The 20,272-nt window shown below is 77.1% G+C and carries 24 protein-coding genes; 12 read left to right on the forward strand and 12 right to left on the reverse strand.

The genetic code is table 11. The features are described 5' to 3' along the window. Positions 1-118 precede the first annotated feature (118 nt). From SH587_RS12060 to SH587_RS12070, 3 genes are all read left to right on the forward strand, one after another. On the forward strand, positions 119-1,228 hold the full coding sequence (locus SH587_RS12060) for a hypothetical protein (protein WP_320670865.1): 1,110 nt from the start codon (positions 119-121) through the stop codon (positions 1,226-1,228). After that, entirely contained in the window at positions 1,221-2,255 is a 1,035-nt protein-coding gene (locus tag SH587_RS12065; protein WP_320670866.1) for a hypothetical protein, read from the forward strand. The genes SH587_RS12060 and SH587_RS12065 overlap by 8 nt, the downstream gene beginning before the upstream one ends. 118 nt (positions 2,256-2,373) lie before the next feature. Next, complete coding sequence (locus tag SH587_RS12070; RefSeq protein ID WP_320670867.1) at positions 2,374-3,321, forward strand: NEW3 domain-containing protein; 948 nt, start codon at positions 2,374-2,376, stop codon at positions 3,319-3,321. Between the two features lie 5 nt (positions 3,322-3,326). Here the strand turns inward: SH587_RS12070 and SH587_RS12075 are convergent, their stop codons facing one another. The 4 genes from SH587_RS12075 to SH587_RS12090 are packed head-to-tail and all read right to left on the reverse strand — an operon-like array spanning position 3,327 to position 7,195. Continuing rightward, complete coding sequence (locus SH587_RS12075; RefSeq protein WP_320670868.1) at positions 3,327-3,938, reverse strand: TetR/AcrR family transcriptional regulator; 612 nt, start codon at positions 3,936-3,938, stop codon at positions 3,327-3,329. A 21-nt stretch (positions 3,939-3,959) separates the two neighbouring features. After that, positions 3,960-5,057, reverse strand: coding sequence for a DUF6670 family protein (locus SH587_RS12080; protein ID WP_320670869.1), 1,098 nt, complete (start codon positions 5,055-5,057; stop codon positions 3,960-3,962). Between the two features lie 24 nt (positions 5,058-5,081). Next, the gene (locus SH587_RS12085) at positions 5,082-5,918 is read right to left on the reverse strand and encodes an alpha/beta fold hydrolase (protein WP_320670870.1); all 837 of its coding nucleotides are present in this window, start codon (positions 5,916-5,918) and stop codon (positions 5,082-5,084) included. Continuing rightward, positions 5,915-7,195 carry an NAD(P)/FAD-dependent oxidoreductase gene (locus SH587_RS12090; protein WP_320670871.1) on the reverse strand — a complete coding sequence of 427 codons (1,281 nt, stop codon included), beginning with the start codon at positions 7,193-7,195 and terminating at the stop codon, positions 5,915-5,917. The genes SH587_RS12085 and SH587_RS12090 overlap by 4 nt, the downstream gene beginning before the upstream one ends. Before the next feature lie 60 nt (positions 7,196-7,255). On the opposite strand from SH587_RS12090, the gene SH587_RS12095 reads away from it, so the two are divergent. The 6 genes from SH587_RS12095 (at position 7,256) to SH587_RS12120 (ending at position 11,353) form a co-directional block, all read left to right on the forward strand. Next, on the forward strand, positions 7,256-7,810 hold the full coding sequence (locus tag SH587_RS12095) for a PadR family transcriptional regulator (RefSeq protein WP_320670872.1): 555 nt from the start codon (positions 7,256-7,258) through the stop codon (positions 7,808-7,810). 78 nt (positions 7,811-7,888) lie between these two features. Continuing rightward, on the forward strand, positions 7,889-8,353 hold the full coding sequence (locus tag SH587_RS12100) for a hypothetical protein (protein ID WP_320670873.1): 465 nt from the start codon (positions 7,889-7,891) through the stop codon (positions 8,351-8,353). Positions 8,354-8,436: 83 nt separating this feature from the next. Then, positions 8,437-8,763 carry a hypothetical protein gene (locus SH587_RS12105; protein WP_320670874.1) on the forward strand — a complete coding sequence of 109 codons (327 nt, stop codon included), beginning with the start codon at positions 8,437-8,439 and terminating at the stop codon, positions 8,761-8,763. Positions 8,764-8,994: 231 nt separating this feature from the next. Then, entirely contained in the window at positions 8,995-9,591 is a 597-nt protein-coding gene (locus SH587_RS12110) for an iron transporter (RefSeq protein WP_320670875.1), read from the forward strand. Next, the gene (locus SH587_RS12115) at positions 9,588-10,829 is read left to right on the forward strand and encodes a DUF7405 family protein (RefSeq protein ID WP_320670876.1); all 1,242 of its coding nucleotides are present in this window, start codon (positions 9,588-9,590) and stop codon (positions 10,827-10,829) included. Before SH587_RS12110 ends, SH587_RS12115 begins: the two co-directional genes overlap by 4 nt. Then, complete coding sequence (locus tag SH587_RS12120; protein ID WP_320670877.1) at positions 10,826-11,353, forward strand: hypothetical protein; 528 nt, start codon at positions 10,826-10,828, stop codon at positions 11,351-11,353. The genes SH587_RS12115 and SH587_RS12120 overlap by 4 nt, the downstream gene beginning before the upstream one ends. Before the next feature lie 10 nt (positions 11,354-11,363). Here the strand turns inward: SH587_RS12120 and SH587_RS12125 are convergent, their stop codons facing one another. From SH587_RS12125 to SH587_RS12150, 6 genes are read right to left on the reverse strand one after another with little or no spacing between them, the layout of a single operon-like run. Further along, a complete protein-coding gene (locus SH587_RS12125) occupies positions 11,364-12,170 on the reverse strand; it encodes a COG4705 family protein (protein ID WP_320670878.1) in 807 nt (268 codons plus the stop codon). A 48-nt stretch (positions 12,171-12,218) separates the two neighbouring features. Then, the gene (locus SH587_RS12130; RefSeq protein ID WP_320670879.1) at positions 12,219-12,908 is read right to left on the reverse strand and encodes a response regulator transcription factor; all 690 of its coding nucleotides are present in this window, start codon (positions 12,906-12,908) and stop codon (positions 12,219-12,221) included. A 45-nt stretch (positions 12,909-12,953) separates the two neighbouring features. Continuing rightward, entirely contained in the window at positions 12,954-14,318 is a 1,365-nt protein-coding gene (locus tag SH587_RS12135) for an ATP-binding protein (RefSeq protein WP_320670880.1), read from the reverse strand. 33 nt (positions 14,319-14,351) lie between these two features. Continuing rightward, positions 14,352-14,900 (reverse strand): GNAT family N-acetyltransferase, encoded by a 549-nt coding sequence (locus SH587_RS12140; RefSeq protein ID WP_320670881.1) that lies wholly within the window; start codon positions 14,898-14,900, stop codon positions 14,352-14,354. After that, positions 14,893-15,471 carry a helix-turn-helix domain-containing protein gene (locus SH587_RS12145; RefSeq protein ID WP_320670882.1) on the reverse strand — a complete coding sequence of 193 codons (579 nt, stop codon included), beginning with the start codon at positions 15,469-15,471 and terminating at the stop codon, positions 14,893-14,895. Before SH587_RS12145 ends, SH587_RS12140 begins: the two co-directional genes overlap by 8 nt. Then, positions 15,468-16,418 (reverse strand): NAD(P)/FAD-dependent oxidoreductase, encoded by a 951-nt coding sequence (locus SH587_RS12150; RefSeq protein WP_320670883.1) that lies wholly within the window; start codon positions 16,416-16,418, stop codon positions 15,468-15,470. The genes SH587_RS12145 and SH587_RS12150 overlap by 4 nt, the downstream gene beginning before the upstream one ends. Positions 16,419-16,648: 230 nt before the next feature. Between SH587_RS12150 and SH587_RS12155 the strand changes: the two genes are divergently transcribed. Both SH587_RS12155 and SH587_RS12160 read left to right on the forward strand, forming a co-directional pair. After that, the gene (locus SH587_RS12155) at positions 16,649-17,011 is read left to right on the forward strand and encodes an ArsR/SmtB family transcription factor (protein WP_320670884.1); all 363 of its coding nucleotides are present in this window, start codon (positions 16,649-16,651) and stop codon (positions 17,009-17,011) included. Further along, positions 17,008-17,733, forward strand: a complete 726-nt coding sequence (locus tag SH587_RS12160; protein ID WP_320670885.1) for a cation diffusion facilitator family transporter — start codon at positions 17,008-17,010, stop codon at positions 17,731-17,733. Before SH587_RS12155 ends, SH587_RS12160 begins: the two co-directional genes overlap by 4 nt. Positions 17,734-17,771: 38 nt before the next feature. On the opposite strand, the gene SH587_RS12165 is transcribed toward SH587_RS12160, so the two are convergent. Beyond that, positions 17,772-18,698 (reverse strand): peptidase associated/transthyretin-like domain-containing protein, encoded by a 927-nt coding sequence (locus SH587_RS12165; protein WP_320670886.1) that lies wholly within the window; start codon positions 18,696-18,698, stop codon positions 17,772-17,774. 45 nt (positions 18,699-18,743) lie between these two features. Further along, on the reverse strand, positions 18,744-19,715 hold the full coding sequence (gene ligD, locus SH587_RS12170) for a non-homologous end-joining DNA ligase (protein WP_320670887.1): 972 nt from the start codon (positions 19,713-19,715) through the stop codon (positions 18,744-18,746). A 57-nt stretch (positions 19,716-19,772) separates the two neighbouring features. On the opposite strand from ligD, the gene SH587_RS12175 reads away from it, so the two are divergent. Continuing rightward, positions 19,773-20,261: a group III truncated hemoglobin gene (locus SH587_RS12175; RefSeq protein ID WP_320670888.1), complete on the forward strand. Its 489-nt coding sequence runs from the start codon at positions 19,773-19,775 to the stop codon at positions 20,259-20,261. Positions 20,262-20,272 lie beyond the last annotated feature (11 nt).

The following is a 20,272-nucleotide window of genomic DNA, read 5'->3' on the forward strand; positions in this document are numbered from 1 at the left end:
AGAGTTAGGGTTGCCACTGTTAGGGTGGCATAAGCCGCACGGTCGTGCGGGCTCCCATCCGCGGTCCACGCGGGCGCTCCCGCCCCCGTCGGGCCCCGTCACAGCGAGGTTCTCCGCCATGCCCCCACGCCGTCGTGCGGCCGCCCGCCGCGCGCTGATCACGCTCGCCCTGCCGGGGCTGCTGCTGGTGCCCGCCGGTTCGGCGTCGGCCGCCGACAGCGTGACGCCGAACGCCTGCCACTACGCGATCGACGGCTACTGGCGCAACCTCGACCTGCGGTTCGCCGGCGGCGCACAGCCCTCGGCCTACGCCCCGCCCGGGGCCGGCTTCCGGCTCGCCGGGACCGCGGTCGCGGCGACGCTGCCGGAGTGGATCAGCGAGTACGGCTTCAACCTCGGCCACCTCAACGCCGGTCCCAACCGGATCGGCGCCGAGGTCTGGGTGGCGGTCGCCGGCCGCGGCAGCGCCCAGGGCGTGCAGGTGCTGAAGGCCAACGTCAACGCCGAGACGACGATCACCACCGACGGCAGCGGCGAGGTCTACGCCGGCTCGACGCCGCTGAACGTGACGGTGCCGCTGCCCGACAGCGTCTGGACCGCGCCCGGCCGCCACGGCGAGCAGGTGACCTTCGAGCAGGCGCCGCCCGGCACGCTGCCGACGATCGCGGGCCGCAACGACCGCGGGCCGATCACGCCCAAGGGCAGCGTCTTCATCCGCGCCAAGCTGACCAACGGCACGCTCTTCGACGTCGACTGCCAGCCGGGCCGCTTCATCCAGGCCGGCGACGCCTTCACCGCCGGCCGCGCCCAGCCGTTCGAGCTGGCCTACGCCGACGAGAACGCGCCGCCGACCGGGATCGCCGCCCCGCCCGTGCCCTCGCCCCCGGTCACCACCGCCGCCGCCAAGCTGACGGCCAAGCGCGGGCGGGTGGTGGTGAAGGTCGCCAACGGCGGACTGATCGAGGCCAGCGGCCAGATCCGGATCGTGACCGCCGGCAAGCAGCGGGTCGGCCGCCGCAGCCGGGTGGTGACGGCGGTGCCGTGGACCGGCTACCGGGTCGGCGCGCGCAAGAGCCGGACCCTGACGCTGAAGCTCGGCCGCGACGCCCGCGCGCTGCTGGCCGCCAAGCGGAGCGTGAAGGTGAAGCTCTCGCTGCGGGCGGCCAGCGGCCAGAAGGGCAAGTACCAGAAGGCGACCACGCTGACCGTCAGCCTCCGCCGTGGCTGATCGCCGTCGCGGGCGGCGGGTCGCGGCCGGGCTGGTGGCGGCGCTGGCGCTGACGGCGGCGTCGGCCGCGCCCGCCGCGGCCGCCGCCGAGACCACCGTCCCCAGCGCCTGCCGCTACAGCTTCGACGGCTTCTGGCGCAACCTCGACCTGCGCTGGAGCGGCGACTGGACCCCGGCGCCGGTCGCCCCCGGCGGGACGGCGACCCTGCGCGGGGCCTCGTTCACCGCCGAGCTGCCGGCCTGGATGCCCCAGTACGGCTACAACGCCGGGCTGCTGAAGGCCGGCGACAACGAGGTCCCGGTGCGGGCCTGGGCGGCGCTGGCCACCGCCGGCGCGACCCGCGCGACGACGGTGGTCGAGGCCCGGGCGGCGGCCCGGACCCGGATCGCGGTCGGCGGGCTCGGCGAGTTCCGCAGCGCGACCCCGTTCGAGGCGGTCGTGCGGCTGCCGGCGACGACGGTCACCGCCGGCGCCGGTCCGCGGCTGCAGGCGGCCCAGGCCGCGCCGGCCAGCCTGCCCCGGATCCCCGGCGGCGACGGCGCGGCGGCGGTCACCCCGGCCGGCAGCGTCTTCCTCCGCGCGCTGCTGGAGAACGAGACCCGCTTCGACCTCGACTGCCAGCCGGGCCGCTTCGCCGACAGCGGCAACGCGATGACCCCCGGCCCGGCGGCGCCGGCCTTCGCCCAGGTCGCCGTCGACCCGAGCGCGAAGCCGGAGCCGGCGGCGGCCCCGATCGTCAGCCGCCGCGCCGTGCGGGCCCGCGGCGGCGTGGTGCGGGTGGCGATCCGCAACCCGGGCGCCGCGCCGGCGACGGTCGCCGTCAGCGGCCAGGCCCAGAGCGGCGGACGCTGGCGGACGGTCGCCCGCGGCCGCGCCACGATCGCCCCCGCGACCACCACCCGGGTGCGGCTGCGCCTGACCACGACCGGCCGCGCCCTGCTCCGCCGCCACGGCCGCCTGCGGCTGCGGGTGACCGCGCGGACGGCCGAGGCGAGCGGCCGCCGCACGATCAGCGTCCGCGGCTGACCCCCACCATCCTCGCGTGGCGGTTGACCCCCGGCGTTCGGGGCGCATCCGCCACGCGAGCCGGGTGGGCGGGGGCGAACCGCCACGCGAGCGGCGGGCAGGGACTACGCTGGCGGCCGTGTCCCCCCGCACGCCCGTCGTCGCCATCGCCGTCGCCGCGGTCGTCGGCCTGACCGCCGTCCCGGCCGCCCACGCCAGCTACGTCGCCACCGCGGCCGACCCGGCCGGCGACGCCGCCGACCCGGCCCGTGACCTGACCGCGATCGGGCTCTCCTACGACCGCCGCCGCGGCGAGCTGGTCGGGGCCGTCCGCTTCCGGGCCGCGCCGAGCGAGCCGACGCGGTCGTTCCTGACCCTCTTCGCCGGCCAGCGCACCGCCAGCGGCTGCAACGGCTACCCGGCCGCCGGCTTCGGGTCCTACAGCGACGAGTTCGGAGCCAGCTGGCTGCGCTACGACGCCGCCGGCGCGCCCGCCGCGGCCAAGGGCGAGGCCGACAAGCGCGACGAGGGCACCGTCCAGCGGTTCGCGATCGCCAGCCGCCAGCTGACCGGCCGCCGCTACGACTGCGTGATCGCCACCCTCACCGAGGCCGGCAACCCGGCCAACGTCTTCGACGCCGTCGGCCCGCTCGACCTCGCCGCCCAGCCGAGCCTGGCCGTGAAGCTGCGCGGCGTGCCGAAGGTCCTGACCCCCGGCCAGCGGCGGACGATCACCGTCACCGTCGGCAACGACGGCGACGCCCCCACCGGCCGCGTGCGGCTGCGGCTGGCCGCGGCCCGCGGGCTGACCGCGTCGCCGCGCGCGACGACGATCAAGTCGGTCGCGGCCGGCGGCCGGCGGACGGCGCGGATCCGGGTCTCGCTCAGCCGCCGCGCCCGCAGCGCCACCCCGCTGAAGCTGACCGCCAGCGCCGGCCGCCTGAAGGCCCGCGACGAGGCCCAGCTGTACCTGCGCCGCCCCAGTCGCGGCGGGGGCGGCGGCCGCGGGCCGACCGGCAGCTGCGTCCGCTACCAGGCCGACCTCTCCGGCCAGACCGGCGGCTCGCTGATCCTGGTGCCCTGCTAGGCCGGCTAGGCCGGCGCCGCCCGCAGCGCGCGCAGGATCCGCAGCACCCGCTGCTCCATCGCCGCCGCGCTGGTCCCCGGGTGGACCAGCCACCACTCGACGGCCGCCGTCACGATCGCGATCCAGGCGGCGGTCGCGGCGTCGCGGTCGTCGGCGTCCTCCAGCCCGGCGGCGCCGAGCAGCTCGCCGATCCCCTCCCCGGCCAGCTCGCGCAGGCGGCCGACGTAGCGCAGCGCGCCCGCCCCGACCGGGCCGTCGAGCGGGATCGTGCGATCGGTCAGGATCGCCCACCGGCGCGGGTCCGGCTCGAGCGCGGCCAGCACCGCCCCGACCACTCGCGCCGGCAGCTCGAGCGAGCGCGGGGCGGCGGCCATCGCCCCCTCGACCGCGGTCACCAGCGCCTCGCCGACCTCCTGCTGGCAGGCAGCGAAGAGCCCGTCCTTGGAGTCGAAGTGGCGGTAGAGCAGCGGCTTCGTGATCCCCGCCCGCTCGGCGATCGCGTTCATCGAGGCGGCCGCGTAGCCGCGCTCGGCGAACTCGGCCAGCGCCGCGTCGAGCAGCTGGCGACGGCGGTCGGCCCGGGGCAGGCGGCGGCGGGGGGCGCTCGGTTCGCTCACGCGAACGCCCACCCTAGCCCGTCAGGCGCCGACGTCGACGTACTCCAGGTAGCCCGGCCGCTCCAGCTCGCGTCCCTGCCAGCGGACCCGCGCGTCGAAGCCGCCGGTGTAGCCGCGGCCGTGGCCGAAGTGGAGCGGGGTCGCGAGCGTGGCGTCGAGCTCCAGCAGCGTCCGGCCGCCGTCGCGGACCGTCCAGCGAAACCGCTCGGGGACGTCCATCGGCCGCCCGAGCGGATCGGTCAGCGTCCGCGGCGGGACGTCGGGCGCGGGCGTGAAGTCGACGTCGTCGTAGGCCCGCGAGGAGCCGTCGAGGCTGCGGATCCAGGCGCCGCGGCGGAGCGTGCCGGCGATCGTGCGGGTGTCGACCAGCAGCAGCTGGGTGGTCGGGTCGAGGTTGACGATCTGGTAGGTGAAGAGGGTCAGCGGCAGCTTCCAGCGGGGCGGGATCGGCGCCCGCCGGCGGACGCTGTGGAGCCCGAACGAGGCCGCGTGCTCGTAGGTGCAGAGCCCCGCCACCGCCTGCCGCTCGCCGCGGTGGCGGATCTCGCCCTCGTACGTGCTCAGCAGGCTCAGGTGGTCGTAGAAGGGCGAGCGGGTGAACCACGAGACCCGGTCGCTGACCTCCAGCCGCAGGTCGAGCTCGACGTCGGCGTAGCGGGCCCGCAGGTCGACCCGCGGGTAGCGGCCGCGCAGCTCCAGGTCGTCGCCGAAGCGCACCAGCGAGCCGTCGGCGGCGGCCTCGACGTCGCGGCCGATCCGGTAGCCGCGGTAGTGGTGCGGAGTGGCGGCGGCGGTCCCCGAGTGGAGCGTGGCCAGCGCGCGGGCGTCGCCGTCGACCAGGTGGTCGTTGTCGAACGCCCGGATGCCGGTGGCGCCGAGGAACGACATCACCATGAAGAACCGGTGCGGGTCGGGCAGGTCGGGGATCATCACCCCGTAGTGGGTCCAGCCGTAGCGGCGCCCGCCGACGTGCGGCCGCAGCCGCTCGGGCCGGTCGAAGGGCCGCCGCGAGGCGGAGCGCCAGCGGTCCAGCCGCGAGGCGACCTGGTGCAGGGCCGGGGTCAGGAGCCGGATCGGCGCCGCGGTCGGCGCCTCCGGCGGGGCGGTGGGCGTCGTCATGGAGGCTATGTTACCGCACGGTAACTACTTCAGCCGCGGCCCCAGGAACGCGACCATCCGCTGCTCGACCGCCGCCGGCGCGTCGCCGTGCGGCCAGTGGCCGCTGTCGGCCAGCACGTGGACCTCGGCCGACGGGAACGCCGCCCGCTGGCGCTCGGCGTAGGCCACCGGCAGGTAGCGGTCCCCGGCGCCCCACAGCACCAGCGCCGGAATGTCGAGCGCGGCCAGGGCGGCCAGCTCCTCCGGCGGCACGTCGGGCACGTCGGTGGCGCGGTAGAGCCGCAGCACCGCCCGCTTCGTCCGCCGGTCGTAGTGGGCCGCCATCCGCTCGACGAAGGCCGGCGGCAGCCCGCGCGGCTCGCGGCGGCCGATCGCCGCCCGGAACCCGCGGCGGGTGGTCAGGGCCTGGAACAGCTCGCCGAGGACCGGCGTCCGCCAGACCCGGGCCAGCGCGTGCCAGCGGTAGCCCGGCAGGATCCCGGTGTCGATCAGGGTGACGCTGGCCAGGTCGGCGACGTGATCGCGCGCCCAGGCCAGCCCGAACGGCCCGCCGAAGTCGTGCAGCACCAGGTGGACGCGGTCGATCCCCAGCGCCCGCCGGGCCTCGTCGAGGAACCCGGCGTAGGCCTCGACGGTGTGCGGGAAGCCGGCCGGCGCGTCGGTGCGGCCGAAGTCGGGCAGGTCGAGCGCGACCGCCCGCCCGTGGTCGCCGAGCGCCGCGGCCAGCGCCGTCCAGTCGTCGGCCGTGCCGGGGTTGCCGTGGACGAAGAGCACCGCCTCGCGAGCGTCGGCCGGCCCGGCTTGGGCGCAGTGGACCGCGGTCCCGGCGACGGTCAGCGGGACGGGGACCACGGCGCTCACGCGATCGCCCCCGCCCGGCCCGCCGCCCGACCCCGGGCCCGTTCCGCCGCCCGCCGGATCCGGCCGGCGGCGATCGTCGGGACCGCGGCCACCAGCGACCGCTGCGGGTTCGACCAGCGGCTGGCGACCCGTTCGAAGACCCGCGCCGCCCGCGGATCGCCGGCCGCGGCGGCGAACAGCGCCCGCTCGGGGGCGTTCAGCGGCCGGCCGCTCGACTGGTCGCGAATCAACGCGTCGTGCGGCAGCAGCCCGCGGCGGTGGCGGCGGCGGTAGCGGTGGAGGGCCGGGGCCAACTCCTGCTCGCCGCGCAGCGCCGGGGCGACCGCGTCGGCCAGCCACTCGGCCGACTGGAAGGCCCAGCCGCAGCCGACGCCCATCAGCGGGTCGGCGGCCAGCGCCGCGTCGCCGATCAGGGCCAGGCCGGGCGCGATCGGTCCCCGCCGCAGGTTCGGCATGTCGAGCTTGCCGAGCACCGGCGAGACGATCCGGGCGCCGGCGATCGGCGGCGCGTCGGGCAGTCCGGCGATCGCCGCCCGCAGCGCGCTGGCGGGGTCGCGGCGGAAGGCCGGCAGCTCGCGGTGCGGCGCCATGAAGGCGTAGAGCGTGGTGCCGTCGTCGGTCGGGAAGGCCGCCGCCCAGCGCGGGTCGAGGAACCAGATCGTGCCGTCGGGCGCGGTCTCCGGGCCTGGTCCCTCGAAGTACGCGCCGTAGACGAACCGCCCGTGGGGCCGGACCTGCGGCAGCAGCCCGGCCAGCTCGGCCGTCCGCGACCCGCGGCCGTCGGCGCCGATCACCAGCGGCGCCCGCAGCCGGTACCGCCGGCCGCCGCGCTCACGGGCCTCGACGCCGGCGACCGCCCCGTCCCGCTCGACCAGCCGGTCGGCGGTCAGGCCGGTCAGCAGCGTCACACCCGGGGTCTCGGCGGCGATCGTGCGCAGCAGCGGGTCGAGCCGCTCGCGGCGGAGGTTGACCCCGGCCGGCAGCGACGAGTCGGGCGGCGGCTCGATCCACCCCCAGCGGGTCCAGGCGCGGGTCCGAGGCCGCAGCGCGCCGGCCCGCTCGATCGGCTCCAGCAGACCGCCGCGCTCGAGCGCCGGGACCGCCGAGGCCTGGATGAAGTGGGAGCAGAGGCGCTTGAACGCCGCGGGGTCCGGCTGCCGCTCGACGAGGGCCACCCGCAGGCCCTGGCGACCGAGCAGCGTCGCCGCGGTGCAGCCGGCGAGGCTGCCCCCGACGATCACCACGTCGTGCTCCGATGCGATGCTGCTGGCGTCCATCTCGCCCTCCCGATCTCGGTACGAGTAGAATCGTTCGGACCGAACTGTACGAGCCGTACCATGACACGTCAAGACATACGCCTGACCGGGACCTCCTACGCCGTGCTCGGCCTCGTCCGGCACCTCGGCCGGGCGACGCCGTACGACCTCAAGCAGCTGCTGACGGAGACGATCGAGAACTTCTGGCCGGTCCCCCACACGACCTTCTACGCCGAGCCGGCGCGGCTGGCCGGCGCCGGCTACCTGCACGAGGACCAGGAGCAGGGCGGCCGCCGGCGCAAGCGCTACGAGCTGACCGACCGCGGCCGGGCCGCGCTCGAGGCGTGGGCCGCCGAGCCGTCGACGACGCCCCCTCAGGTCCACGACGAGGGACTGCTGAAGGTCTTCCTCGGGGCCGATCCCGAGCGGGCGTTCGCCGAGCGGCGGAGCTGGCACGAGGCGAAGGTCGCCGAGCTGGAGGGCTACCGCGCCCTCGCCGACGAGGCGCTGGCCGCGCTCGCCGACGACGCCCCGGAGCGGGCGCCGGTGGTCGCGATGCGCAACTCGCTGGACGCCGGGATCGCCTTCCACCGGACCTACCTGCAGCTCTTCGCGGTCGAGCGCGAGCGCGGCTGAGCGGCGCCGCGCCAAGGCCCCGTCGACGGCGTCCGCGGCACGGCGCGACGGCGGCCAAAACGTTGTAGAACCGTCGCCATGCGTGTTCCCCCCACCGCTCTCCTGCCCCTCGCCGCCACCGGCGCGCTGCTGCTGCCCGCCGCGGCCTCGGCGGCCGACGTCCCGTTCGCCCCCGGCGAGGGCACCTACGTGACCGACGGCCGGGTCGCCTGCATCGTCGGCGTCCAGGACGACGGCGAAGGCACCGTCACCTGCGCCGGCCCGAACGTCTACCGCCAGCTGTGGAGCGGCACCCGCTGCCAGAGCTGGACCCTGCGCGGCTGCGTCGGCGAGCGCGGCCTGCTCTCGGTCGGCCTCGGCGACCGCGGCCGCTCGCGCCGCGACGTGATCGACGGCGTCGGCGGCGCCAAGGACCTGGCCCGCGGCGACAGCGCCCAGCTCGGCCGGATCCGCGCCTACCACCTGCGCGACGGCGGCTTCAGCTTCCGCAACCGCAGCGGCCACGGCTTCACCCTCACGGCCAACCGCCTGCGCCGCTTCTGAGCCGGTCGCGGCCGCCGTCGCCGGCGGCGGCCGCGACCGAGGACGGCGTCCGCCCGCCGGCCCGCTAGGGTTGGCCGTCGCCGATGCCGAAGCGACCAGCGATCGCTCGCGGCCTCGCCCTCGCCGGGCTGCTGGCCGTCGCCGTCACCGCGCTCGAACCGGGCGCCGGGCACGTGCTGCTGATGCTGGCGCCGGCGCTGGTGGCGTTCGCGCTGCTGGCCAGCGGCCGCTACGTCGGCGAGCAGCGGCTGGCCCGCTGGGCGCGCGCCCACCGCGCGCGCCGCCGCCGTCCCCAGCGGCGACTGGCCGCGCCGGTCGTCCGCCATCGCGTCGTCCTCCCCCGCGGCGGCCGCCTGATCGCCGCCGCGCTCGCGGTCCGACCGCCACCGGCGGTCCTCGCCCTCGCCTAGCCGTCGCGCCCGGCCCCGCCGGTCCGCGACCCCGTTCCCGATCCGTGCCCGCGCCGCGGGTGCGCCCGCCGTGGCGGTCCCGACCGCCGACGGCCACCGCACCGCGGGCCCGCGCCGCGGATCGACCGTCCCGGGCGCCCCGGCGCGCCCGCGGCCCCGCCGCCGGCCCCGCCCGCGGCGGCGGCCCCACGCACCCGCGCACCACCCGCGCACCCCACGAGGACCACTGCCATGACCCCCTTCACCCGTTCGCTCCTCGCCACCGGCGCCGCCGCCGCGCTGGCCACCGCCGTCGGCGGCTGCGGCGGCGACGAGCCCGCCGTCCGCGGCTCCGGCACCACCGCCGCCCACCCGACCACCACCGGCGGCGGCCACGGCGGCCACGGCGACGGCCAGATGTCGTCGGTCCGCCTCGGCAGCGCCCAGCGCGACGACCTCCGGGTCGAGGTCGCCGCGATGCGCGAGGCGGTCACCTTCACCGTCTCCGAGGGCGGCCGGATGCGCAAGCACCCGCCCGCGCCCGGCGACAACGCCCACGTGATGGTGCTCGTCTCCGACGCCGACAGCCGCGACCGGCTGCCCGACGCCGCCGTCACCGCCCAGATCACCGGCCCCGGCGGCGTGGCCGTCCACAACGGCCCGCTCTACCCGATGGTCGGGATGGGCGTCGGGCTCCACTACGGCGACAACATGCGGCTGGCCCGCAGCGGCCGCTACCGGGCCTCGATCGTCGTCGGCCCGCCCCAGATCGGCCGCCACCCGGAGGTCGCCGACCGCTACCGCAAGCCGGTCCGGCTCGACGTCCCGTTCACCTGGGACGCCCGGTGAGGATCACCCGCCGCCGCGCCGTCGCCGGCTCCGCCGCCCTCGCGGCCGGGGCCGGCGCGGCCGGGCTGCTGGTCGGCCGCGGGGCGACGCCGACCGACGCCGGCGCCGCGCCGCTGCCGCCCGCCCCCGACCGCGACCCGCGCCAGCACGCCTGGGACGCGGTCCTGCGCCGCGACGAGCGCGACGAGCCGCTGCCGCCGCGCCACCAGCGGTTGCTGCTCTGCCGGCTGGCCGCCGACCCGACCGCGGCCCGCGCCGCGACCGCCGAGGCCGCGCTGCGGCGGGTCGAGCGGGCGCTGCCCGCCAGCCCCGACGGGCTGCTGCTGACGGTCGGCTGGGGCCACGCGTGGTTCCGCCGGATTGGGATCGCGGCGCCGATCCCGCGGCCGGCCGCGCTCAACGACGCCGAGGTCCCGCGGCTCGACGACCCGGTCTGCGTGCTGCACCTGGCCAGCGACCGGGTGGCGGTGCTGGACGCGGTCGAGCGGGCGCTGCTCGGCGGCGGCGCGCTGGCCGGGGCCGGCGGGGCGACCGACCTCCGCGGGCTGCTGCGGCTGAGCGACCGCCGGACCGGCTTCGTCGGCGCCGGCCTGCCCGAGCGCCACCGCCGGGGCACGGTCGGCCTGCCGCCCGACCGGCCGCTGCCGCCGCGGACGCCGCTCTACATGGGCTTCCAGTCGGGCTTCCGCCGCAACCAGGCGCGCGAGGAGGACGTCACGATCGCCGACGGTCCCTGGGCCGGCGGGACGACGATGCACCTGAGCACGATCGCGCTGGCGCTCGACAGCTGGTACCGCAGCGTCGACGCCGACGGCCGCGCGCGGCGGATGTTCACCGCCACCACCACCGCCGCCGACCTGCGGCGCGATCCGCGCGGGCCCGAGCTGCGGCCGGTCGACGTGGCGCGGGTCGCGCGGCGGCACGCGGTGGTCGGCCACGCCGAGGCCGCCGCCGGGGCCCGCCGCGACGGCCGCCCGCGGATCATCCGCCGCGACTTCGACAGCGCCGACGGCGGCGCGGCGCGCGTCCACTTCGTCGCCCTCGCGCGCTCGATCGAGGACTTCGTCGTCACCCGCCAGGCGATGGACGCCCGCGTGGCCGTCGGCGCCCACCCGGCGGTCGGGGTCCAGGTCAACAACGGGATCAACGAGTGGATGACCGTCGAGGCGCGGACCAACCTGCTGCTGCCGCCGCGGGCGCGGCGGGTCTGCCCGGGCCTTCCGGGGTGGTCGGCGTGAGGGTCCGGCGGTCCGGCGCGGCCACGGCCGCGGCCACGCTGGCGGTGGTCGCGGCGACGCTGCTCGCCCCGGCGCTGGCGGCCGGCCACGGCGGCACCCTGCTCGGCTCGGCCCAGGCCGGGCCCTACCGGGTCCAGCTGATGGCGACCGCGGCCCGCGCCGACCACGGCGGGGCGGCGATCGACTACACCGCCTACGTCCAGGAGCAGGCCAGCGGCCGCCCGGTCGAGGACGCGCGGGTGACGATCGCCGTCACCGTCGACGGCCGCCGCCTGCGCCGCGCGGCCGCGCGGATCGGCAACGGCTACGAGGTCGTCGTCCCCGTCCCCGACGCGTCCGACGTCTCGCGCTACGCGGTGCAGACCGACGTGCGGGCGCCGGGCGGGAGCGGCACGCTGGCGATCGCCGGCCGCCGCGATGGCGGCCCGCCGCTGCCGCTGCTGGTCGGCAGCGGCGTGCTGCTGGCGGCGCTCGTCGCCCTCGCTCTCCGCCGCCGGCGGGCGCTCGCCGGCGGCGGAGGCTGAGCGGCGGTCCTCAGCCCGGCTCGACCTCGGGGGTCCGGATCACGTCGCGGCGCGAGATCGTCAGGTAGACCACCAGCGCCAGGATCGCGCCCAGGAACAGGTAGCTGGTGCCGGTCGTCCCGAGCCCGAGCCCGCCGTAGCGGTGGCTGTTCTGCGACATCTCGTCGCCGATCGAGGCCCCCAGCGGCCGGGTCAGGATGTAGGCCAGCCAGAAGGTCAGGACCGGGTTCAGCCGCAGCGCCCAGTGGCCGATCGCCACCAGCCCGATCGCGCCGCCGAAGAGGCCGATCGAGGTCGCGTAGCCGAGGTTCGCCTGCTCCGCCACCAGGTCGCCGGCGGCGGTCCCGAGCGCGAAGGTGAAGAGGATCGCCAGCCAGTAGAAGAGCTCGCGACGGCGGGTGGTGATCGCGTGGATCGAGAGCGTCCGCTCGACCCGCCACCAGGCGGCGAAGACGACGGCGAGCAGGATCGAGAAGCCGATCGTGCTGGTCGTCAGCGGGACCGCGTAGCGGTCGCTCATGTTGTCGGTGATCAGGGTGCCGAAGACGCTGATCACCACCACCACCGCCCAGTAGACGGCCGGCACGTAGCGCCGCAGCCGCAGCTGGACCGCCAGCAGCGCCAGCAGCAGCGCGCCGGCGACGTAGGTGGTGCGGGTCAGGCCGAAGCCCAGGTTGACGTTGAGGTAGTCGGCGGCGGTCTCGCCGACGGTCGTGCACATGATCTTGATGACCCAGAACCAGAGGGTCACCTCGGGGACCTTGTTCAGCATCCGCCGGGCCGTGGTCGGCGCGGACGCGGTCGTCGTGGTGCTCATGCCCGCGACCGTGACGAAGCCGGATGAGACGACGCTGAGGACGGCCGCTCAGGCGCCGGTCGTCCCGCCGTCCGGCCGCAGCCGGTAGCCGACCCCGCGGACCGTCTCGATCGAGGTCACGTCGAACGGCCGGTCGACCTTCTCGCGCAGGTAGCGGACGTAGACCTCGACGATGTTCGAGCGGTTCTCGTAGGCGTCGTCCCAGGCGTGCTCGAGCAGCGTGTAGCGGTCGAGCACCTCGCCGGGCCGGCGCATGAAGGTCTCAAGCAGCGCGAACTCGCGCGGCGAGAGCCGGATCTCGACGTCGTCGCGCCAGACCTGCCGCGCCGCCGGGTCGAGCCGCAGCCCGCCGACCGTCGTCACCGCCGGGCGCATGTGGGGGCCGCGCCGGACCAGCGCCCGCAGCCGCGCGCCCAGCTCGACGAACGAGAACGGCTTGACCAGGTAGTCGTCGGCGCCGGTGTCGAGCCCGCGCACGCGATCCTCGACCCCGTCGCGGGCGGTCAGCATCAGCACCGGCGACGAGATCCCCTGCTCGCGCAGCCGCCGGCAGACCGCGAAGCCGTCCTGCCCGGGCAGCATCACGTCGAGCACGATCGCGTCGTAGGCGGTCGCCGCCGCCATCCAGAGCGCGTCCTCGCCGCGGTCGGCGACGTCGACGGCGAGCCCGTCGGCGCTCAGGCCCCGGCGCAGGAGGCCACTCATCTTGGCGTCGTCCTCGACGACCAGCACGCGCATGGCGAAGAGGATCCTCCCCGATCCTGAGCGGTCGATGAGAACCGATCAGCGGCGCGGCAGCCGCAGGCCGACGTCGGCGCCGCCGTCCGGGCCGTCGCCGGCGAACGCCTCGCCGCCGTGGGCGCGGGCGATCGCCCGCACGATCGCCAGCCCGAGCCCGGTGCCGCCGCGCCCGCGGGCCGCGTCGGCGCGCGAGAAGCGGTCGAAGGCGCGAGCGGCGAAGCCGGGCGGGAAGCCGGGTCCGTCGTCGACCACGTGCAGCTCGCGGTCGCCGCCGACGTCGCGGACGCCGATCCGGACCCGCCCCGCGCCGGCCGCGTGGGCGTTGTCGAGCAGGTTGGAGAGCGCCCGCGCCAGCGCCGGCGCGTCGCCCAGCAGCTCGGCCTCGCGGGCCTCGTCGTCGATCGCCACGACCAGCCCGGGGTCGGCCCGCGCGGCCCCCACCAGCTCGGCGACGGTCAGCGGCCGCTTCTCCGGTCCGCGGCCGCCGGCGGCGCTGCGGGCCAGCACCAGCAGGTCCTCGGCCAGCCGCACCAGCCGCTCGTTCTCCTCGGCGACCGAGACCAGCGCCGCCCGCCGCTCGTCGTCGCCCGCCCCCGGCCGCAGCGCCAGCTCCAGCTCGGCCTTGATCAGCGCCAGCGGCGACCGCAGCTCGTGGCTGGCGTCGTCGACGAAGGTCCGCTCGCGACGGAAGCCCTCCTCGATCCGGTCGAGCATCGCGTTGAGCGTCCGCGCCAGCCGCGCGACCTCGTCGTCGGCCGCCGGCTCGGGCAGCCGCGGGGCCAGGTCGTCGACGTGGATCGCGTCGGCCCGCCGCCGGATCCGGTCGATCGGGCGCAGCGCCGCCGAGGCCGCGCCGTAGCCGGCCAGCGAGGCCAGCAGCAGCGCGATCGGGCCGACCACCAGCAGCAGCGCGCCGAGCTCGTGCTGGGCCTCCTCGACCGGGTCGAGCGAGGCCCCGACGACGACGATCCCCGGCCGCCCGCCGACCGACCGCGGCGCCGCCAGCAGCCGGTCGGCGCCGTCGGGGTCGGCGGGGGTCGGGCGCGGACGGTCGACCCGGACCGTCCGCGTGCGGGCCTCGGCCAGCCGCGCCGGGGTCAGCAGCGGCCCGCCGCGGGCGCCCGACGAGGCGGCGACGATCCTGCCGTCCGGCCGCAGCAGCTGGGCCAGCGCCTCGCGCTCCAGCAGCCCGCGGTCGCGGTCCTCGGGAGCGTCGCGGGCCAGCGCGGCGACGTCCTCCAGCCGGGTCCGGAGGCCGTCGTCGATGTTCTCCCGCAGCGTGCTGCCGAGCCGCAGGTAGAGCAGCAGCCCGACCAGCCCCAGCAGCAGCGCCATCGCGAGCACGAAGGCGAGGGTCACGCGCAGCCGCAGCGGCAGCCGCTCGATCCTCGCCGTCAGCCCGCGCACGGCCGCCACCCTACGCCACCGGCCGCCCGCCGCTCAGCGCGGCTCGGCCGGCGGATCGTCGCCGTCGCCGAGCGACCGCTGGACCCAGGCCACGTCGTGCCAGGCGCCGTGCTTCCAGCCGACCCGGCGGTAGACCCCGGCGGGCGCGAAGCCGAGCGCCCGGTGAAGCCCGGCGCTGGCGTCGTTCGGCAGCGTCATCCCGGCCAGCGCCTGGCGGAGGCCGCGCGCGGCCAGCCGCTCCAGCAGCGCCGCGTAGAGCGCCCGGCCGCCGCCGCGGCCGCGGTGCTCGCGGTCCAGGTAGACGCTGACCTCGCAGGCCCAGCGGTAGGCCGGGCGGCCGGCGAAGGGACCGCCGTAGGCGTAGCCGACCACCCGCCCGCCGGCGCGGTCGTCGGTCAGCACCAGCCAGGCGTGGCGGGCCTGGGCGGCGGCGATCCGCTCCGCCATCGCCGCGGCCGAGGGCGGATCCTGCTCGAAGCTGACGACCGTCTCGCGGACGTAGGGCGCGTAGATCGCCGCGCAGGCCGCGGCGTCGGCGGCGGTCGCGTCGCGGATCGTGCCGAGGGCGGGCGGCTCAGGCACGGAGGTGGACCCGCTCGCCGTGGACGCCGAAGATCGCGATCAGCTCGACCGGCTCCTCGATCGCGCCGAACCAGTGCGGCGTCCAGGTGCTGAACTCGACCGCCTCCCCCGGGTCGATCGTCAGGTCGTCCTCCCCCAGCAGCAGCCGCATCCGGCCGGTCAGGACGTACATCCACTCGTGGCCCTCGTGGACCGGCAGCGGGTCGGGCGGGTGGCGGCGGTCGGCGTCGATCCGGATCTTGAACGCGTGCAGCCCGCCGCCGGCCGGGCCCTGGCGGGTCAGCGGCCAGCGGGTCAGGCCGTCGTGGCGGTGGGCGCGGCCGCGGACCCGCGGGTCGTGGCGCTCGGGCGCCCGCAGCAGCTCGTCGATCGAGACGCCGAGCGCCGCCGCCAGTCCCGGCAGGTGGTCGAGCGCCAGCCGCCGCTTGCCCGCCTCCAGCCGGCTGAGGGTCGAGACGTCGATCGCGGCGCGGCCGGCGACCGCCTCCAGGGTCAGGCCGCGCTCCAGCCGCAGCTCCCGCAGCCGCCGCCGGACGCGCTCGGCGACCGCCTCGTCCCCGCTGGTGCTCACGCCGCCACGGTACCCGCGGCGAGCGCCCGCCGCACGTCCTCGTCGACCAGGTCCTGGTTGATCGCGGCGGCGGCGCGGACGCCCTGGTCGGCGGCGCTGACCACCTGCGCCATCGGGTCGTGGACGTTGCCCGCCACCCAGACGCCGGCCGCGGCGGTGCGGCCGCTCGGGTCGGCCTCGATCCGCTCGCCGATCCCGTGCGGGTCGGCGACCGGGCGCAGGCCGAGGCCGTCCAGCAGCCCGGCCCGGGCGACCATCCGCGGCGCCACCACCAGCGCCCGCAGCGGCACCACGTTGCCGTCGGCCAGCAGCACGCCGCTCAGGCGGTCGTCGGCGACCTCGATCGCGGCCACCGGGCCGGCCACGACCCGGACGCCGCGCGCGGCCAGCTGCTCGGCCTCCTCGTCGGTCGGGTCGGGGGCCGTGTGGACCAGGTAGGTCAGGTCGTCGGTCCACTGGCGGACGAGCAGCGCCTTGCGGGCGCTCCAGGGAGCCGAGCCGAGCACGGCGAGCGGCTGGTCGCGCACCTCCCAGCCGTGGCAGTAGGGGCAGTGGAGGACGTCGCGGCCCCAGCGCTCGGCCAGCCCCGGCAGGTCCGGCAGCTCGTCGCGGAGACCGGTGGCGACGAGCAGCCGGCGGGCGCGGATCCGGCGCCCGTCCTCGAGCGTGACCGCCAGCGCCTCGCCGTCGCGGCCGGCGGCGGTCGCCCGGGCCCGCTCGACCCGGACCCCGTAGGGCGCCAGGTCGGCGCGGGCGGCGTCGAGCAGCGCGGCCGGCGCGATCCCGTCCCGGCCCAGCAGCCCGTGGACGCCGGCGGCCGGCGCGTTGCGGGGATCGCCGGCGTCGAGGACGAGCACCGAGCGCCGCGCCCGGCCGAGGATCAGCGCCCCGCTCAGCCCGGCCGCCCCGCCGCCGACCACCACCACGTCGTAGTCCGTCTCGTGCATGAGGAGGACGGTGGCGGACCAGCGCTCCGAGTGGCAAGCGTTATTGCCGATTCGGCAAGGGGGCGAACGTCACACGCCGGCCGCCGCCGCGGCGCCGTGCGACGTTCGCCGTCGCCGGCGGGGGTGAACGTCGCACGGCGCCGAGCGCGGTCGAGGCATGTGACGTTTGCTCCGCCCCCGCCGCCGCCACTACATCTGCACAGATGCGCATACGTGCTAGCGTCGACGGCGTGCCGCATCCCTCCGCCCACGTGCCGGTCGGCGACCCGCTCGATCCCGAGGAGAGCGAGCGGATCGCCGAGGCGATGTCCGCCTTCACCGCCCCCAGCCGGGTGCGGCTGCTCTACGCGCTGGTCGACGGCGAGCGAACGGTCGACGAGCTGGCCGTCCGCGCGGCGGTCTCGGCGACGGTCGCCTCGCAGCAGCTGCGGGTGCTGCGGCAGCTGGGCGCGGTGGCGGTCCGCCGCGACGGGCGCCACGCCCACTACCGCCTGCGTGACCACCACATGGCCGACCTGCTGGCCGCCGTCCGCCACCACGGCGAGCACGACCGGATCGAGGGGGCGTCCGAAGGCCCGGAGCCGCCGGCATGAGCCACACCGCCACCTGCGGCCCGGGCCACCACCACCACGGCCCCGCCGCCCACGACCACGACCACGACCACGGCCACCCGGCCCACGGCCACAGCCACGGCCTGGTCGACCGCTCGATCACCCGCTCGCGGGCGGGGCTGCGGGCGGTGGCGATCAGCCTCGCCGTGCTGCTGGCGACGGCCGCGGTCCAGGTGACGCTGTTCGCGGTCACCGACAGCCTGGCGCTGCTGGCCGACCTGATCCACAACGCCGGCGACGCGCTGACGGCGATCCCGCTCGGGGTCGCGTTCCTGCTGCGGTCGCGGACGGCCGAGGTCCGCGCCGGCTACCTGGTGGTGGCGGCGATCCTGATCAGCGCCCTGGTGGCCGGCGGCGAGGCGATCCACCGGCTGATCGACCCGCGCGAGGTCAGTCACCTGACGGCCCTCGCCCTCGCCGGCGCGATCGGCTTCCTGGGCAACGAGCTGGCCGCCCAGGTGCGGCTGCGGGCCGGTCGCCGGCTGGGCAGCGCGGCGCTGGTCGCCGACGGTCACCACGCCCGCGCCGACGGCTGGGTCAGCCTCTCGGTGGTGGCCAGCGCGCTCGCTCTCGCGCTCGGCGCGCCGATCGCCGACCCGCTGATCGGCCTGCTCACCTCGCTGGCGATCCTGCGGATCACCTGGCACTCCTGGACCACGATCCGCGCCGAGCGCCCCCGTCCACCCGCACCTTCCGGTCGCTGAGCGACCGGAACGTCGCAGCGGGCCGGCGGGCGGGGGCGCTACGCGTTCACGCCGAGGTTGATCACGCCCAGGTAGCCCGCCCCGCGGCGGTGGACGGCAAGCATCGCGCTGCGGTCGAAGATCCCGTCGTCGGCGTTGGTCGTGTCGCGCCCACCGCGCCAGTCGTAGGGCGCGCGGCCGAGGACGGCGCGGTTGACCTGCTCGTCGAAGTAGAGCTGCGAGGTCAGCAGCGTCCGCCGGCCGAGGTGGACCTTCAGGTGGATGTGGACCGTGCGGCCCGTGTACCAGCCGGGGTAGATCGTGGTGAACTGAGCGATCCCGTCGCCGCCGGTGGCCTGGGCGCCGCGCAGGTAGCTGCCGTCGTCGGTGGTCGCCGCCTGCTGGTCGCCGCGGGCGTAGGAGCCGCGGGCCGGACCGCCGGTCGAGCCGCCGTCGCCCTCGCCCCCGGCCGGCGGCGAGGCGCTGGCGGGCGGGTTGCCGCCGTTGGCCCCCGACGAGCCGGACTCGTAGCCGGAGTAGCGGCCGCCGGCGTCGCAGTGCCAGATCTCGACCACCGCGTCGCGGATCGGCGCCGCCTCGCCGCCGCTGCGGCAGGCCGAGAGGTCGTGGACCCGCAGCGCCAGGTCCAGCCGCGTCCCCGGCCGGTCCTCGCGCACGTCGCTGCGGATCGCGTCGACGTCGAACCAGTACGGCCCCTGGGTCTGCTCCGGCATCAGCGTGCAGGTCGGCGCCCGGTCGAGCAGCGCCGCGACCCCCGCGGCGGCCGTCGTCCGCGGCTGGACCGTCGCGGTGGTGCCGGTGGTGGTCTCGACCGTGGTGGCGGCGGTCGACGCCGCGTCGGCCCCGCCGCCGGCGCCGCCGTCCGAGCCGCAGGCCGCCAGCAGTCCGCCGAGCCCGACCGTCCCGAGCGAGAGCGCCCGTCGCCGCGTCACCTGCAACCGGCTGCGCCGGATCTCGTCGTCCATCGCGGCGACGATAGGGCCGGCGGCTGGGAGTTGGCTGGGAAACCGTCAGTCGTCGTCCTGGCCGGGGTCGGCGGCGCCCTCGCGCTCGTCCCGCGCCGCCCACTCCAGCAGCGGCTCGATCGACCAGACCGCCTCGTCGATCCCGGCGTGCAGGTCGCCCAGCCGCGCGAACCGCTCGGGCACGGTGGCGATCGTCAGCTCCCGCGGCTCGACGTCGTCGACCTCGTCCCAGCGGATCGGGGTCGAGACGGTCGCCTCGGGCACCCCTCGCACCGAGTACGCCGAGGCGATCGTGTGGTCGCGGGCGTTCTGGTTGTAGTCGAGGAACAGCTTCGCCGGATCGCGGTCCTTGCGCCACCAGGTGGTGGTGACGTCGTCCGGCGCCCGTCGCTCGACCTCGCGGGCGAAGGCCAGCGCCGCCCGCCGGACGTCGGCGAAGCCCCACGACGGCGCGATCCGCACGTAGACGTGGAGCCCGTTGCCGCCCGAGGTCTTCGGCCAGCCGACCGCCCCCAGCTCGTCCAGCAGCTCCTCGACCACGTGCGCCACCCGGCGGACCGTCGCGAAGTCGCACTGCGGCCCCGGGTCGAGGTCGATCCGCCACTCGTCGGGCCGCTCGGTGTCGGCCCGCCGCGAGTTCCAGGGGTGGAACTCGACCGTCGACATCTGGACCGCCCAAGCGACGCTGGCCAGCTCGGTCACGCACAGCTCGTCGGCGTAGCGGTCGTAGCGCGGGAAGTGCAGGCGGACGGTCTCCAGCCACGGCGGCGCGCCCGACGGCACCCGCTTCTGGTGGACCTTCTTGCCGTCGAGCCCCTTCGGGAACCGGTGCAGCATGCAGGGCCGCTCGCGCAGCGCCCGCACGATCCCGTCGCCGACGCTCAGGTAGTACTCGACCAGGTCGAGCTTGGTGGCCCCGATCGCCGGGAAGTAGACCCGGTCGGGGCTCGACACGCGCAGCGTCCGCTCGCCGACCGACAGCTCGACCGCGGGAGCGCTGGATCCGGACCCGGCCATGGCCGCCATCGTACGGTCGCGACGGGCGGCGCGGAGCGGTTCGCCATAGTTGGTGACGTGACCGAGCCCAGCGACGAGCGCCGCGACATCGAGGACCGGGCCGACTGCGAGCGGCTGGTGCGGGCCTTCTACGGCCGCGCGCTGGCCGACCCGTTCATCGGCTGGATCTTCACCGACGTCGCGCACCTGGACCTGGAGTCGCACGTCCCCCGGATCACCTCGTTCTGGGAGACGATCCTGCTCGGCGCCCAGAGCTACGGCGGCGGCGCCTTCCACCCCCACGCCACGCTGCACGCGAAGGTCGAGCTGCGGGCCGGCCACTTCGACCGCTGGCTGGCGCTCTGGACGACGACCGTCGACGAGCTGTTCGCCGGCGAGCGGGCCGAGCAGGCCAAGGCCCACGCCCACCGGGTCGGCCGCGCCTTCCACCGGCGGCTGAACGGGCTGCCGCCGGACTTCCTCTCGATCCGCCCGCGCGAGCCGGCCGGCGACGGCCTGGCCGTCACCCAGCACGGCCCGCCGTCGGTCCTCGACCTGCCCGAGTAGCCCGCGGCCGC

Origin of the sequence: Patulibacter defluvii, from assembly GCF_034096925.1 — a bacterium.
GTDB classification, from domain to species: Bacteria; Actinomycetota; Thermoleophilia; order Solirubrobacterales; family Solirubrobacteraceae; genus Patulibacter; species Patulibacter defluvii.

Excerpts from the sequence above, each read along its gene's own strand:
- SH587_RS12060 (WP_320670865.1), top strand. The coding sequence starts at position 119 with ATGCCCCCACGCCGTCGTGCGGCCGCCCGCCGCGCGCTGATCACGCTC.
- SH587_RS12080 (WP_320670869.1), bottom strand. The coding sequence starts at position 5,057 with ATGACGACGCCCACCGCCCCGCCGGAGGCGCCGACCGCGGCGCCGATC.
- SH587_RS12090 (WP_320670871.1), bottom strand. The coding sequence starts at position 7,195 with ATGGACGCCAGCAGCATCGCATCGGAGCACGACGTGGTGATCGTCGGG.
- SH587_RS12095 (WP_320670872.1), top strand. The coding sequence starts at position 7,256 with ATGACACGTCAAGACATACGCCTGACCGGGACCTCCTACGCCGTGCTC.
- SH587_RS12100 (WP_320670873.1), top strand. The coding sequence starts at position 7,889 with ATGCGTGTTCCCCCCACCGCTCTCCTGCCCCTCGCCGCCACCGGCGCG.
- SH587_RS12105 (WP_320670874.1), top strand. The coding sequence starts at position 8,437 with ATGCCGAAGCGACCAGCGATCGCTCGCGGCCTCGCCCTCGCCGGGCTG.
- SH587_RS12110 (WP_320670875.1), top strand. The coding sequence starts at position 8,995 with ATGACCCCCTTCACCCGTTCGCTCCTCGCCACCGGCGCCGCCGCCGCG.
- SH587_RS12125 (WP_320670878.1), bottom strand. The coding sequence starts at position 12,170 with ATGAGCACCACGACGACCGCGTCCGCGCCGACCACGGCCCGGCGGATG.
- SH587_RS12130 (WP_320670879.1), bottom strand. The coding sequence starts at position 12,908 with ATGCGCGTGCTGGTCGTCGAGGACGACGCCAAGATGAGTGGCCTCCTG.
- SH587_RS12150 (WP_320670883.1), bottom strand. The coding sequence starts at position 16,418 with ATGCACGAGACGGACTACGACGTGGTGGTGGTCGGCGGCGGGGCGGCC.
- SH587_RS12160 (WP_320670885.1), top strand. The coding sequence starts at position 17,008 with ATGAGCCACACCGCCACCTGCGGCCCGGGCCACCACCACCACGGCCCC.
- SH587_RS12165 (WP_320670886.1), bottom strand. The coding sequence starts at position 18,698 with ATGGACGACGAGATCCGGCGCAGCCGGTTGCAGGTGACGCGGCGACGG.
- ligD (WP_320670887.1), bottom strand. The coding sequence starts at position 19,715 with ATGGCCGGGTCCGGATCCAGCGCTCCCGCGGTCGAGCTGTCGGTCGGC.